The following is a 13,717-nucleotide window of genomic DNA, read 5'->3' on the forward strand; positions in this document are numbered from 1 at the left end:
CCTTTTAGCCGTGTTAGAATAAACCCCATTATTTCCACTTAAATTTAAAGGAAATCCACATGGCAAATATCGCCCGCGACATTTTCAAAGCCTACGATATCCGAGGCATCGTCGGCAAAACCCTGACCGACGAAGCTGCCTACTTAATCGGTAAAGCTATTGCTACCAAAGCCTCCGAAAAAGGCATTACCCGCATCGCACTCGGTCGCGACGGCCGTTTGAGCGGTCCCGGCCTGATGGCGCAGATTCAACGCGGTTTTACAGACAGCGGCATCGACGTCCTCAATGTCGGCATGGTTGCCACCCCTATGCTCTACTTCGCAGCCATCAACGAATGCGGCGGCAGCGGCGTAATGATTACCGGCAGCCACAATCCGCCCGATTACAACGGTTTCAAAATGATGCTCGGCGGCGACACGCTCGCAGGCGAAGCCATTCAAGAACTTTTAGCCATTATTGAGAAAGACGGTTTTGTTGCCGCCGATAAACAAGGCAGCGTAACCGAAAAAGACATCTCCGGCGAATACCACAACAACATCGTCGGCCACATCAAGCTCAAACGCCCGATGAAAATCGTGATTGACGCGGGCAACGGTGTCGGTGGCGCATTTGCAGGCAAGCTCTACAAAGGCTTGGGCAACGAAGTGACCGAACTTTTCTGCGAAGTGGATGGCAATTTCCCTAATCACCACCCTGATCCTTCCAAACCGAAAAACCTGCAAGACCTCACCGTCGAGCTTAAAAACAGCGATGCCGAAATCGGCTTGGCATTTGACGGCGATGCCGACCGCTTGGGCGTAGTCACCAAAGACGGCAACATCATCTATCCAGACCGCCAACTGATGCTTTTCGCTCAAGACGTGTTGAGCCGCAATCCTAAAGCCAAAGTGATTTTCGACGTCAAATCCACCCGTCTGCTTGCGCCTTGGATTAAAGAACACGGCGGTGATCCTGTCATGGAGAAAACCGGCCACAGCTTCATCAAATCCACCATGAAAAAAACCGGTGCACTGGTTGCCGGAGAAATGAGCGGCCACGTTTTCTTTAAAGAACGCTGGTACGGCTTCGACGACGGTATGTATGCCGGCGCACGCCTCTTGGAAATCCTGTCTGCCTTCGACAATCCGTCCGAAGTGTTGAACAAGCTGCCGCAAAGCATTTCCACTCCGGAACTCAACATCGACCTGCCCGAAGGCAGCAACGGCCACAAAGTGATTGAAGAGCTGGCTGCCAATGCCAAGTTTGAAGGTGTGACCGAAATCATCACCATCGACGGCTTGCGCGTTGAATTCCCTGACGGCTTCGGCCTGATGCGTGCTTCCAATACCACGCCGATTTTGGTATTGCGTTTTGAAGCGGATACGCAAGAAGCGATTGAGCGTATTCAAAACCAATTCAAAGCAGTCATTGAAAGCAATCCTGCATTGAAATGGCCGCTATAAGGGTTTAGGCTAAAACAAAAGGCCGTCTGAAAATCATTTCAGACGGCCTTTAATATTAAACATTGATTATTTAAAGTTTGGAAACCAAGAATATCCCGGCTTAGTTATCCGACTTGCGCCAACTGTTGACGCATTTCATCAATAACGGCTTTGTAATCCGGTTTGCCAAAAATCGCCGAGCCGGCAACAAACGTATCCGCACCTGCCGCCGCAATTTCAGCAATATTGTCTGTCTTCACGCCGCCATCGACTTCCAATGCGATATGGCGGCCGCTTTGCCGTTCATACTCATCCAACATCTCGCGCACTTTGCGGATTTTCCCCAGCGTATTCGGAATAAAACTTTGTCCGCCAAAGCCCGGGTTGACCGACATCAGCAACACCATATCCAGTTTATCCAAAACGTTTTCCAGAATATTGACCGGCGTAGCAGGATTCAATACCAAACCAGCCTGACAGCCGTATTCTTTAATCAAACCCAAGCTGCGGTCGACATGGCGGCTGGCTTCGGGATGGAAAGTAATGATATTGGCACCGGCTTTGGCAAACGCATGAATCAAATCGTCCACCGGCTCAACCATCAAATGCACATCGACCGGCATGGTTGCATACGGTTTCAAAGCCGCGCAAACCATAGGGCCGAAAGTCAGATTCGGTACATAATGGTTGTCCATCACGTCAAAATGAATCAAATCCGCACCGGCGCGGATAACTTCGCCAACCTCTTCGCCCAAGCGGGCAAAATCGGCAGACAAAATACTGGGGGCAATACGGTAGTCGGTCATGTTTATTCTCCTAAAGTGTGTTCCTTTGTCATTATCGCATTTTTAACCCTATGTTGTATGCTGCCGACAACATCTCTGCCGTCATTTTTATGAATTTACATTTCATATACATTAATGAAACTTATAATCACATAGTAAGGCTTTGAAAATAAATTATTAGATTACATACATGTGCAAAAAAATCTAACATCATTAACAAAAGTTAACTGCATTGATACTGCCTTTCACACGCTTATCGGTTATATTTCCAAACCTGATGAAACATTAGGAAAACACCGTGTCTGTTGCACTTTCCCGCTATCCGACTTTTATTTTCTTAGCACTTGCCCTACTCTGTTCCAGTCTGCCTGCACACGCCAGTCCGTTTCTGGCCACTTTGGACGACTTCCACCCGAATTGCGACATCCGACAGCTTAATTTATCCGCCGATCAACACGCCGCCCTGCGCCGCCTGCGTACCGACTTCAAACAAATCAACGATAAAGCCTACCGCAAAACCGTACGCTCCGACCGCAACCGCCGTCAAACCATTATCAAAATCCTCTCCGGCGACTCATTCGACTCAAACGCCGCCCGCGACTATGTTGAAAGCCGCTACCTCTCCAGCATGGACTATGCAGTGGATGAAATGGAAATCCAATACCGCCTCTATCATCTGCTCAATCCGCGCCAACGCCAGCAGTGGTTGTCTTCATGTTTACGCTGATGGATAAATAAAAATACAAAAAGGCCGTCTGAAACCATATTCAGACGGCCTTTACTTTTTCAGCCTTAATCCAGCACTCTTTCTTCCGGCAAGCGTCCTGCCCAGTCGCAGGCAAACTGCCATGCCGAGCGGCCCGAACGGCTGCCGCGCATTTGCGCCCATTGCAACGCGGCTTGGCGCGCCGTATCGTCAAAAGGCACATTGAAATCTTCCAACCAGTTGGCTACGGCGGTCAAATAATCGTTTTGGTCGAAAGGATAAAAACTCAGCCATAAGCCAAAGCGGTCGGAAAGAGAGATTTTCTCCTCGACGGCCTCTTTCTGATGGATTTCACCGCGAGTGCCCGTAGTACCGCCGTTTTCATCCATGTATTCAGGAATTAAATGACGACGGTTGGAAGTGGCATAAACCAAAACATTGGTGCAACGTTGCGACAGTCCGCCGTCTAAAGCAGTTTTCAAGGCTTTATAGGTTTCATCGCCGGTTTCAAACGACAAATCATCGCAGAAAACGATAAATTTCTCAGGACGATCGGACAACAGCGTCAATAAAGCCGGCAAGCTAATCAAATCGCTCTTATCCACTTCAATCAAACGCAAACCGCGCTCGGCGTATTCGTGCAACAACGCTTTAACTAAGGAGGATTTGCCTGTACCGCGTGCGCCGGTCATCAAGACATTATTTGCCGGACGGCCTGCCAAAAATTGATCGGTATTGCGTTTCAGCCTGTCGGTTTGCGAACCGACTGCCGCCAATCTGCTCAAAGGAAACGTATGCGGACGCGGCAGGCTTTCCAAAATGCCTTTTTTGCCCACGCTGTGCCAACGGTAGGCCAAAGCGCGCCAGTCGGTTTTACCGGCTTCGTCAGGCAGGATTAAATCCAGACGGTTTAAAACGGAATTCGCTTTTTTCAAAAAATTGGATAATTTCATTTCGGCTTTCTTTTTTTCAGACGGCCTTTTGTGCCAATACACGCATCACGGTATCGACAACGGCTTGGGTTTGCGGATCGATTTCAATATTGATGAGATCGCCTTCTTTGCGGCTGCCAAACAGGGTACGCTCCAAAGTCTCCGGAATCAGGTGTACGCAAAATTCGCTGTCGCTGACTTCGCCTATGGTCAGGCTGCAACCGTCCAAACCGACAAAGCCTTTGGTCAGGATGTAGGGCTTGAGGTTTTCCGGCAGCTCAAACCAAACTGTGCGGTTGAACTCGCTTGATTCAATTCGGGAAATTCGGGTAACCGCCATCACATGGCCGCTCATCACATGACCGCCGATTTCATCGCCAAATCGTGCCGCGCGTTCCAAATTGACACTGTCGCCGACTTTCAAGCTGCCGAGATTGGTTTTGCGTAAGGTTTCGTCCATCAAATCAAAGCTGACTTTGTTGCCGTCGATTCGGGTAATGGTCAGGCAGCAGCCATTGTTGGCGACAGAGGCGCCGGTTTGCAGATTGTCGGCGATTTCGGGGGGCAGCTCGACTGTGTGGGTACGAAAGTCGGGAGAAGGTTGGGCGATGTCTGTAATTTTGCCCATGCCTTGTACGATGCCTGTAAACATGATGTCTTCTTTCCGATGGTACGATAAGGCGGATATTGTAGCATTTTCCAGGCACAAAGGCCGTCTGAAAGCGGTGATGGCGATGGTTTGGGGTATAATCGGATTTTTATTTCCGCAGCCCGATCATGCTCAGCTACCGCCACGCCTTCCATGCCGGCAACCATGCCGATATGCTCAAGCACTTTACCCTCTTCCTCATCCTCGAATATTTCAACCGCAAAGACAAGCCTTATTGGTATATCGATACGCACAGCGGTGCCGGTTTGTATGATTTGAGCGGCGATGAAGCGCAAAAAGTCGGTGAATACAAACAAGGCATTGCGCTCTTGGAACAAGCTGACAAGCTGCCTTCCGAATTGGCTGAATTTGTAGGCCGTCTGAAACAAATACTGCCGCAAGACAACCTTTACTGCGGCTCGCCTTGGCTGGCACAGGCGCTCACGCGCGACAGCGACAAAATGCGCCTCTTTGAGCTGCATCCTGCCGATTTTGTCCATTTGCAAAACAATATGCGCGAAGTCCGTCCTGCGCGTAAAGTGCAGGTCAGCCAAGCGGACGGTTATCAAGGCCTGATTTCACTCTTGCCTCCTCCGCCCCGCCGTGCCGCCGTCTTGATTGATCCGCCCTACGAAGAAAAACAAGACTACCGCCGTGTCGTCCAAGTCTTGAAAGATGCCTTGAAACGCTTTGAAACCGGCTGCTACATGGTTTGGTATCCTTGCTTGAGCCGCGAAGAAAGCCGCAAACTGCCGGACGAACTCAAAAAAATCGCTCCCGACAATTATCTGCACGCCGAGCTTCATGTCCATACGCCGCGCAGCGACGGCTTCGGTATGCACGGCAGCGGCATGTTCGTCATCAATCCGCCCTACATGCTTGCCGAACAGTTGCAAAACAATCTGCCCGAACTTTCCAAAATTTTGGCGCAAGATGCAGGCGCGCATTATGTATTGGAAAGTAAAACGAAATAAACGCCGTCGTCTGAACGCATACCCAAGCGCTTCGATTTTGCCACCATACCTGTTCAGACGGCCTTAACCCTTTATACTTAAGCCTTTTTCCACTACAATTCACAACATAACAATTAACGGCCGTCCACTCATGAATATACGCACACCCCTAGCCTGCACGCTCCTGCTTTGCGCGTGCAGCGAATCCGCAAAAAACGAATTTAAAGAAGAATTTACCCAAAGTTTCCGCACCGAATTTGTCCGCTCGGCAACCGAAGCCTGCGTAGAAAAAGCTTCCGGAAAAAGCCCGTTTGATTCCGCGACCACTGAAAAAATCTGCCGCTGTATCGGTGAAAAAACAGTTGATAAAATCAGCCCCGAAGAAGCAACCTCACTTTTGGGCGGCAGCAACACCATGAGCGACGAGCTAAAAAAACGCATCAAAGACACCAGCATCGCCTGCACTAAAGAAGTTTTAGGCATGGCCGACAGCAAAACCAAATGAACACGCCGTTTTCAGACGGTCTGAAATTGAAAAATACCCGATTCAAACTTAGGAAAAGAGTGAAACCATGAAGACACTGAACCAATTCTTAGCCCAACACCTGCCCGAACACAAACTGCCGCAAGAGCTGGCCAGCATACTGGAATCCGTAGCCGCCGCCTGTTTGGACATCAACGCCAAAGTCCGCCTCGGCGCGCTTTCCGGCGTTTTGGGTATGGCAGGTACTGGCAACATCCAAGGCGAAGACCAAAAGAAACTTGACGTTATCGCCAACAACATCATGATTGATGTTTTAAAAGCCAATGCCAACATCGCAGGCCTTGCCAGCGAAGAAGAAGACACCTACGTCGCCACACAAGAAAACGGCGGCTATTTGGTATTGTTTGACCCGTTAGACGGCTCTTCCAATATCGACGTCAACATCTCCGTCGGCACCATCTTCTCCATTTTGGCGAAACCTGAAGGCGCATTGACTACCGAATCCTTCCTACAAAAAGGCCGCGACCAAGTAGCCGCTGGTTATGTTTTATACGGTCCGCAAACCCAACTGGTACTGACTGTCGGTCACGGCGTATTCGTCTTCACTCTGGACGATGCCAACCAATTCCTGCTGACCAAAGAAAATCCGCGTGTTCCAGAATCCACTAAAGAATTCGCCATCAATATGTCTAACCAAAGACATTGGTTCACCCCTGTTCAACAATACATTGACGAATTGCTGGCAGGCGAAACCGGCGTACGCGGCAAAAACTACAATATGCGCTGGGTTGCCAGCATGGTTGCCGAAATTCACCGCATCCTGATGCGCGGCGGCGTATTTATGTATCCGCAAGACAAACGCGACCCATCCAAACCGGGCAAACTGCGCCTGATGTACGAAGCCAACCCGATGAGCCTGCTTATGGAACAAGCCGGCGGCGCATCAAACGACGCCATCGAAGCCATGCTCGACATCCAACCTACCGGCCTGCACCAACGTGTTGCCGTATTCATGGGCAGCCGAGAAGAAGTAGAATACGTTTATAATCTGCATCAAAAATAATCAGATGTATTGATTTCAAACTAAAAAAGGCCGTCTGTAATATGATTTTCAGACGGCCTTTTGTTAAAAAATAAAAGAAACGAAAAATCAAAAGGGCAGATTCAAATCCGCCCTTTGTTGTTTTCCATCTAATTTTTATTGGATTACGCCGAACGAGCCAGCTCTTCCGCCGCTTGTTGCACCCTATCCGGTGTCAGCTTGTTCAAACAATCCGTATGCCCTAATGGACATTCGCGTTTGAAACAAGGCGAGCAATCCAAATTCAAACTGACGATTTTTGCCTTTTGGCTTAGAGGCGGCGTATGGTCAGGGCTGGATGAGCCGTAAACCGCAACCAATTTTCGATCAAGCGCGGCCGCAAGGTGCATCAGACCGCTGTCGTTGCACACAACCGTATCGGCGCAAGACAACAAATCAATCGCCTCCGAAAGATTGGTTTTGCCGCAAAGATTGGTACACAGGCCGTCTGAAAGCCGGTTGATTTCATCTGCAATATCAAAATCTTTTTGCGAACCAAACAGCCAAACCTGCCAACCTTCAGCCAAATATCGGTGGCCGAGTTCGGCAAAATGACGCGCAGGCCAACGCTTGGCCGGGCCATATTCCGCACCGGGACAAAATGCCAAAATCGGTTTATCCGTCGCTAAACCATGTTTTGCCAAAGCGGCTTGACGGTTTTCGGAATCAATCTTAAAACACGGATTATCGGAATGCCCGTTAAAATCCGCTTGGGTCGGATGCGCCAGCGCAGTATAGCGGTCGACCATCAGAGGCAACGCAGCCTTATCCAACTTGCGGATATCGTTCAACAAAAAATAGCGCGACTCACCGACGTAGCCCGTACGCTGCTTAATGCCCGTAGCCAAGGCAATGATGGCGGATTTGAGCGAACCGGGCAAAACAATTACTTGATCATAGCCTTCTTTTCCCAATTCACGCCCGATACGCCAGCGTTTTTTCAATTCCAACGCACCATGTCCAAACGGATTTTCCATCACACGGTTGATTTCAGGCATACGCTCAAATACGGCCATCGACCATTTGGGTGCAAAAGCATCAATGGTGCAGCCGGGATGCAGCTCATGCAAACGACGATAAAGCGGTTGGGTCATGACACAGTCGCCAATCCAGCTTGGGGTAATAATCAGGATTTTTTTGGACATAATGGAATGTGTTTTTAATTTTAGCTTATTGTAATACGATTTTTAAAAGGCCATCTGAAACTCGGTTTAATCGCTCAGTTCAAAACGTACTAGTTGATACATGTCATTTCAACAGATGCACTCTGGTTTGAGCGCGTGAAACGTTTGTCTCCCCAATTATTCTGCAAATACCACGCCCCAAATACTAAGCATAACGGCGGCAAGCAATATTTGCTTCATTTTTAAAACCTTATAAAAACAGAAAGGCCGTCTGAAATATTTTCAGACGACCTTTTTATACTCGTTTAACGATGGTAGTTAGGCGCTTCTTTAGTGATTTGTACGTCGTGAACGTGGGATTCGCTCATACCGGCAGAAGTGATTTCCACAAATTCTGCTTTCTCGTGCATTTCAGCAATATTGGCGCAACCCAAATAACCCATGCTGGAGCGCAGGCCGCCGGTCAGCTGGTGGATGATGTTCACAATCGGGCCTTTATAAGGAACGCGGCCTTCGATGCCTTCAGGAACATATTTGTCTGTGCTGTCGGTTTTGTCTTGGAAGTAGCGGTCGGCAGAACCTTGGCTCATCGCACCCAACGAACCCATGCCGCGGTAAGACTTGTAAGAGCGGCCTTGGTAGAGTTCGATTTCGCCCGGTGCTTCTTCCGTACCGGCAAACATACCGCCGAGCATGACGCTATATGCACCTGCTGCCAGAGCTTTGGCAATATCGCCGGAGAAGCGGATACCGCCGTCGGCAATCAGGGGAACGCCTGTACCTTTCAGGGCTTCGGAAACATTGTGAATCGCAGTCAGTTGAGGCACGCCCACGCCTGCCACGATACGGGTCGTACAAATCGAACCCGGGCCGATACCGACTTTAACAGCATCCGCACCGGCAGCCACCAAATCCAAAGCGGCTTTAGCAGTAGCAATGTTACCGCCGATGACTTGGATGTGCGGATAGGTTTCTTTTACCCAGCGCACGCGATCGATAACGCCTTGACTATGACCGTGGGCAGTATCGACCACAATTACGTCCACGCCTGCTTCCACCAATGCTTTAACGCGCTCCTCGGTATCTCCGCCGGTACCCACCGCGGCACCGACGCGCAGACGGCCTTCGGCATCTTTGTTGGCATTAGGGAATTCGGTTGTTTTCAGAATATCTTTAACTGTAATCAGACCTTTGAGTTCGTCTTGGTCGTTCAACACCAAAACGCGCTCAACTTTGTGCGCATGCATGATTTCGCGGGCTTCATCAATGCTGGTACCTTCAGGTACGGTAACCAAACGGTCGCGGGGAGTCATGATGGCAGAAACCGGCAGATCGACACGGTTTTCAAAACGCAGGTCGCGGTTGGTCACGATACCGACCACTTTGCCGTTTTCAACAACAGGCAGACCGGACATTTTGCGTTTGCGTTGTGCGCGCATTTCCAAAACTTCGCGGATCAATGCGGTCGGTGCAACGGTAACGGGATCTTTCACCACGCCGCTCTCATGGCGCTTCACTTTGGAAACGGCACGCGCTTGCAACTCCGGCGTCATGTTTTTATGGATAATGCCGATGCCGCCTTCTTGAGCCATAGAGATGGCTAGACGCGCTTCAGTAACGGTATCCATTGCAGCAGAAAGTAGAGGGAGGTTGAGCGTGATATCGCGGGTGAGTTTGGTTTGAAGTTTGACATCTCGAGGCAGCACGTTTGAGTGCGCTGGAACCAACAAAACGTCGTCGAAAGTATAGGCTTTTTCTACAATACGCATGATGCTCGGTCTTTCAGTTTGTGCAAGATGCACGGCATTATATCACACCGGCTTGATGCTAACATTGGCAATACACGTTTTAACGTTATTTTTTTACATGATTTGATCTGCAGTACAAAAATATGCCAACGCATTGCAGTTTCAAGTAAAATAGGTTGGATGAGAACATCATTTACATAAGGGAAACCCATGAAATCTTCCGTACTCAAAACCTGTCTGACAGCAGCCCTTCTCTCTTCCGCCGCCCTGACCGGCGCGGCCGAGGTTTACACTTGGAAAGGCGCATCGGGCAACAGCTACTCCGATACGCCAAACCGTCTGCAACCGAAGCGTTCCGGCGTGGTCAACATCCGCACGCACAACGTCAAACCTGCCGTTGCGCCTGCTGTTGCGGCATCTGAGCCGGTTGCCGAGCAGCCCAACGAACAGGTTGCGGAACAAAACAAACAAATCGAAGAACGCAATAAAAAAATCGAAGAGCAAAACCGCCAAAACAAGCTGGAAAACTGCAAAATCGCCAAAATCAACCGCCAAGTCGCCGAAAGCGCACGCTTGGCCAATCGCGACAGCCTGATTAAGCAATACCAAAACGACGTCAATAAATACTGCAATTAAGCTCACGAATAACAATATCAAAAAGGCCGTCTGAAATTTAATTTCAGACGGCCTTATTTTTTTAGCCTATCAATAATACACCTGAACCAACAACAAACCGATGGCTAAACTGAATGCCATGCTCAACAGGCCCGGAATCATGAAGCTGTGGTTGAAGATAAATTTGCCGATTTTGGTCGAGCCGGTTGTATCGAAGTCGATAGCGGCAATAATCGGGCCGTAGTTCGGAATGAAGAAATAGCCGTTTACCGCAACGAATGTGCCGATAATGATGGGCGCAGGAATACCCAGTTTGATGGCGATTGGAAATAGCGTTGCCACTGTCGCGCCTTGGCTGTTGACCAATACCGACAAGACAAACAGGGCAAAGGCAAAGGTCCATGGTGCAGACTCAACCAAATGACTGACGGTCGATTCTACTTCTGTTAAGTGGCCGTTCATCAAGGTATCGCCCAACCAAGCCACGCCAAATACCGCAATCACGGCACGCATACCGGCATGGAATACCGAACCTCGGGTAATCGCATCGCCATTGGGTTTACACGTCAAAATAATCAGCGCAGAAGCAGACAACATCACGATTTCAATCGTATGCGCCATGCCCATAGGCTTGATCGCGCCATCGTGTTCAAAAGCCGGACGCAGCTCAGGCAGCGCACCCATTACCACCACCAGCAATGCCGCAGTCAAGAAAATACCGACCGACAATTTGGCTTTCGGCGAAATGGCAACATCGGTTTTTTGCTCTTCCACATCGATGTATTCTTTCACATAGTTCGGGTCTTTCAGCAAAGCCTGATAATGCGGATCGTCTTTCAACTCTTTGCCCAGTTTGTTTACGAGCACGCAAGCCAAACCGATACCCAAAATTGTGGACGGAACGGTCACTTTCAACACATCCGCCATTGTAATGTGTTGCGGCTCAAGCATAGTAACGCAGGCAACAACCGCGGCGGCAATCGGGCTGGCGACAATCGCAAATTGGGAAGCGATAACAGCCATCGTCAGCGGACGGGAAGGACGGATGCCATTGCGACGGCTGACTTCGGCAATCACGGGTAAAACCGAGTAAGCCACATGGCCCGTACCTGCCAACACGGTAAAGGTATAAGTCACCGCCGGCGCGATAAAGGTGATGTATTTCGGATTGCGGTGCAACACGCGCGTGGCAATCTTAATCATATAGTCCAAACCGCCACTGGCCTGCATGGCCGCCGCGGCAGAAACTACTGCCATAATCATCAGCATCACATCAATCGGCGGGCTGGTCGGTTGAAGATGGAAACCAAAAGACAATACGGCCAAGCCGATACCGCCAAGCACGCCCAAACCAATACCACCAACCTGCGCACCAATCAGGATACACAGCAGCACAACGGCAAACTGGATAAAAAACATAGTTGACATAACAACTCCCAAAATCCGGCTTTGACCGAAATAAAATTACAAACGGTTGGATTATAGAGTAAACCCTCTTCCATAACCATACTTTACCTAATTATACATACTGATCTATATTAAATAAATAATATTCTCATTTAACCGCTAGGTTTTTAAAAACACAAAAAAGGCCGTCTGAAGATTTTCAGACGGCCTCTATGATTTAAAAAGATGATAAGGCTATTTTCCGGCTACTTCTTCATCTTTTACAAAATCCGATACGCCATGAACACAGCGGATTTTACGTTCTGACAAAGTCGCCTCCAACAAGGCATCGTTTTGCGGCAATGAATCGCGTTCTGCCTCATTGTGCCAGAGGTGGTACGCAATGCCGGCAAATTTCAAATTATGGCGCTTCATTCCGTTATGATAGCAACGGGCGACAAATTCGCTGTCCTCCCTGCCCCAGCCGACAAAGCTATTGTCAAACCCGTTGACGGCAAGCGCATCGCTGCGGAAAAATCCCATATTACAGGTTTTGATGCCTTTGTGTTTGCGGTTGCCTTTTCGGCCTGCCAATTTGGCCAAACAACGGCAGCGCAGGGCGGAAAGCCGTTTTTCTATCCCCGAGCTGAACATGGACAAGGCAGGCAAATCGCCTTCGTTCAAAATATCCTGCGTTTTATCCTCAGTCAAAATCACGCGGGAACCCTGTATCAGACGTCCTTTGCGGGCAATCTTCAAATGATCGGCGATAAAAGACGGATCCAAGACCATATCGCCGTCAATCAACACAATATAATCGCTTTTCGCCTGCGCCAGCGCACGGTTGCGCGATTCGGCAGCACGAAAGCCTCTATCCGGCTGCCATGAATGCTTAACGGGAATACTTGTCCTGCAGCGGATAAAATCAACCACTTCGGCGGTTTCCTGCCTTGAGCCGTCATCCGCGACAATAATCTCATCCGGCAGACGGGTTTGCGATAAAGCCGATTTCAACACCAGCTCCAAAGCATCGGGGCGATTGTAAGTGGTGATGATGAGGGAGACGGTTATCGTGCGGTTGCGCTCGTAGAGTTTGACATATTTGTAATACGAACCTTGTGCATTGGAAACTGAAATCGTCAGGCCGTCTGCACCATAGGCAAAACCGCGCTTGAGCAGGTAATTCTTCACAAACGATACGCCGCCATGCAGCAAAGCCTTAAACGGCGAACTGTCTTTCTTAAAACGATTTTCTTCCGCATACAGCGAGCTGTACTGCTGCATTTTCTGAATCAGCCCTTCGGCGTTTTCAAAAGAATAATGTTTCAGACGGCCATCAAGTTGTTTAACCTTAGCTTCCTGCGGCAACACCAAAGACTCATGCACCTGACGGTCGGAAAAACGGGTAAATCTGCGATGATAAAGGCGTGGAATAATATCCGGATACCAGCCGCAGCCTTTAATCAGTCTGCCGTGGTAATGGTTCAGACGGGAAAGCGAAAAAATATGTTCCTTCTCATTTTCCAAAACGGCCGCACGAATGGATTCGATTAAAGCCTCATCCGCCACTTCATCGCTGTCTATGCTGAAAATCCAATCGTTTTGCGCCAGTCTGGCCGCCAGATTTTTCATCGGGCCAAACCCGATAAAGTCATGCTTGTAATAGCTGACATTGGGAAAGCCCTTGGCAATTTCAAAAGTACGGTCGGTCGAGCCGTTGTCCAACAGCAGGACTTCGTCAAAGTCTTTCAGCGCACTCAAAACTTCTGAAAGATAACGTTCTGAATTTTTTACCAACATGGCGGCGGTTGCCGGAATTGTGTGCATCATAAA

General features: G+C 49.3%; 13 protein-coding genes. 6 read left to right on the forward strand and 7 right to left on the reverse strand.

Features of this window, described 5'->3' with window-relative positions; all coding sequences use genetic code 11:
• Nucleotides 1-59: 59 nt before the first annotated feature.
• On the forward strand, nt 60-1,442 hold the full coding sequence (locus HMPREF2606_RS06910; protein ID WP_070843462.1) for a phosphomannomutase/phosphoglucomutase: 1,383 nt from the start codon (nt 60-62) through the stop codon (nt 1,440-1,442).
• Between the two features lie 104 nt (nt 1,443-1,546).
• Here HMPREF2606_RS06910 and rpe read toward each other — a convergent pair whose 3' ends face one another.
• Nucleotides 1,547-2,227, reverse strand: a complete 681-nt coding sequence (gene rpe, locus HMPREF2606_RS06915; RefSeq protein WP_070583379.1) for a ribulose-phosphate 3-epimerase — start codon at nt 2,225-2,227, stop codon at nt 1,547-1,549.
• 277 nt (nt 2,228-2,504) lie between these two features.
• Between rpe and HMPREF2606_RS06920 the strand changes: the two genes are divergently transcribed.
• Nucleotides 2,505-2,933, forward strand: coding sequence for a Spy/CpxP family protein refolding chaperone (locus HMPREF2606_RS06920; protein ID WP_070712623.1), 429 nt, complete (start codon nt 2,505-2,507; stop codon nt 2,931-2,933).
• Nucleotides 2,934-2,998: 65 nt separating this feature from the next.
• Here the strand turns inward: HMPREF2606_RS06920 and HMPREF2606_RS06925 are convergent, their stop codons facing one another.
• Nucleotides 2,999-3,865 (reverse strand): ATP-binding protein, encoded by an 867-nt coding sequence (locus HMPREF2606_RS06925; RefSeq protein WP_070712621.1) that lies wholly within the window; start codon nt 3,863-3,865, stop codon nt 2,999-3,001.
• A 16-nt stretch (nt 3,866-3,881) separates the two neighbouring features.
• Nucleotides 3,882-4,496, reverse strand: a complete 615-nt coding sequence (locus HMPREF2606_RS06930; RefSeq protein WP_003683409.1) for a riboflavin synthase — start codon at nt 4,494-4,496, stop codon at nt 3,882-3,884.
• A 125-nt stretch (nt 4,497-4,621) separates the two neighbouring features.
• Between HMPREF2606_RS06930 and rlmJ the strand changes: the two genes are divergently transcribed.
• From rlmJ to HMPREF2606_RS06945, 3 genes are all read left to right on the forward strand, one after another.
• Complete coding sequence (gene rlmJ, locus HMPREF2606_RS06935; protein ID WP_070712619.1) at nt 4,622-5,467, forward strand: 23S rRNA (adenine(2030)-N(6))-methyltransferase RlmJ; 846 nt, start codon at nt 4,622-4,624, stop codon at nt 5,465-5,467.
• Between the two features lie 130 nt (nt 5,468-5,597).
• A complete protein-coding gene (locus tag HMPREF2606_RS06940) occupies nt 5,598-5,951 on the forward strand; it encodes a CSN8/SAC3 domain-containing protein (RefSeq protein ID WP_070712616.1) in 354 nt (117 codons plus the stop codon).
• A 67-nt stretch (nt 5,952-6,018) separates the two neighbouring features.
• Entirely contained in the window at nt 6,019-6,993 is a 975-nt protein-coding gene (locus HMPREF2606_RS06945; protein WP_070712614.1) for a class 1 fructose-bisphosphatase, read from the forward strand.
• A gap of 143 nt (nt 6,994-7,136) precedes the next feature.
• Here the strand turns inward: HMPREF2606_RS06945 and waaF are convergent, their stop codons facing one another.
• Nucleotides 7,137-8,156, reverse strand: coding sequence for a lipopolysaccharide heptosyltransferase II (waaF, locus tag HMPREF2606_RS06950; RefSeq protein WP_070712612.1), 1,020 nt, complete (start codon nt 8,154-8,156; stop codon nt 7,137-7,139).
• 284 nt (nt 8,157-8,440) lie between these two features.
• Nucleotides 8,441-9,904 carry an IMP dehydrogenase gene (guaB, locus tag HMPREF2606_RS06955; protein WP_003678893.1) on the reverse strand — a complete coding sequence of 488 codons (1,464 nt, stop codon included), beginning with the start codon at nt 9,902-9,904 and terminating at the stop codon, nt 8,441-8,443.
• Nucleotides 9,905-10,093: 189 nt separating this feature from the next.
• On the opposite strand from guaB, the gene HMPREF2606_RS06960 reads away from it, so the two are divergent.
• Nucleotides 10,094-10,519, forward strand: coding sequence for a DUF4124 domain-containing protein (locus tag HMPREF2606_RS06960; protein WP_070712610.1), 426 nt, complete (start codon nt 10,094-10,096; stop codon nt 10,517-10,519).
• 69 nt (nt 10,520-10,588) lie between these two features.
• Here the strand turns inward: HMPREF2606_RS06960 and HMPREF2606_RS06965 are convergent, their stop codons facing one another.
• Together HMPREF2606_RS06965 and HMPREF2606_RS06970 are read right to left on the reverse strand one after the other, a co-directional pair.
• Nucleotides 10,589-11,917: an anaerobic C4-dicarboxylate transporter family protein gene (locus HMPREF2606_RS06965; protein ID WP_070712608.1), complete on the reverse strand. Its 1,329-nt coding sequence runs from the start codon at nt 11,915-11,917 to the stop codon at nt 10,589-10,591.
• 222 nt (nt 11,918-12,139) lie between these two features.
• Entirely contained in the window at nt 12,140-13,714 is a 1,575-nt protein-coding gene (locus HMPREF2606_RS06970; protein ID WP_070843463.1) for a glycosyltransferase family 2 protein, read from the reverse strand.
• Between the last annotated feature and the right edge of the window lie 3 nt (nt 13,715-13,717).

It is taken from the genome of Neisseria sp. HMSC070H10 (assembly GCF_001837635.1).
In the GTDB taxonomy this organism is placed as follows: domain Bacteria; phylum Pseudomonadota; class Gammaproteobacteria; order Burkholderiales; family Neisseriaceae; genus Neisseria; species Neisseria subflava_A.

Excerpts from the sequence above, each read along its gene's own strand:
- HMPREF2606_RS06910 (WP_070843462.1), top strand. The coding sequence starts at position 60 with ATGGCAAATATCGCCCGCGACATTTTCAAAGCCTACGATATCCGAGGC.
- rpe (WP_070583379.1), bottom strand. The coding sequence starts at position 2,227 with ATGACCGACTACCGTATTGCCCCCAGTATTTTGTCTGCCGATTTTGCC.
- HMPREF2606_RS06925 (WP_070712621.1), bottom strand. The coding sequence starts at position 3,865 with ATGAAATTATCCAATTTTTTGAAAAAAGCGAATTCCGTTTTAAACCGT.
- HMPREF2606_RS06930 (WP_003683409.1), bottom strand. The coding sequence starts at position 4,496 with ATGTTTACAGGCATCGTACAAGGCATGGGCAAAATTACAGACATCGCC.
- rlmJ (WP_070712619.1), top strand. The coding sequence starts at position 4,622 with ATGCTCAGCTACCGCCACGCCTTCCATGCCGGCAACCATGCCGATATG.
- HMPREF2606_RS06940 (WP_070712616.1), top strand. The coding sequence starts at position 5,598 with ATGAATATACGCACACCCCTAGCCTGCACGCTCCTGCTTTGCGCGTGC.
- HMPREF2606_RS06945 (WP_070712614.1), top strand. The coding sequence starts at position 6,019 with ATGAAGACACTGAACCAATTCTTAGCCCAACACCTGCCCGAACACAAA.
- waaF (WP_070712612.1), bottom strand. The coding sequence starts at position 8,156 with ATGTCCAAAAAAATCCTGATTATTACCCCAAGCTGGATTGGCGACTGT.
- guaB (WP_003678893.1), bottom strand. The coding sequence starts at position 9,904 with ATGCGTATTGTAGAAAAAGCCTATACTTTCGACGACGTTTTGTTGGTT.
- HMPREF2606_RS06960 (WP_070712610.1), top strand. The coding sequence starts at position 10,094 with ATGAAATCTTCCGTACTCAAAACCTGTCTGACAGCAGCCCTTCTCTCT.
- HMPREF2606_RS06965 (WP_070712608.1), bottom strand. The coding sequence starts at position 11,917 with ATGTTTTTTATCCAGTTTGCCGTTGTGCTGCTGTGTATCCTGATTGGT.
- HMPREF2606_RS06970 (WP_070843463.1), bottom strand. The coding sequence starts at position 13,714 with ATGATGCACACAATTCCGGCAACCGCCGCCATGTTGGTAAAAAATTCA.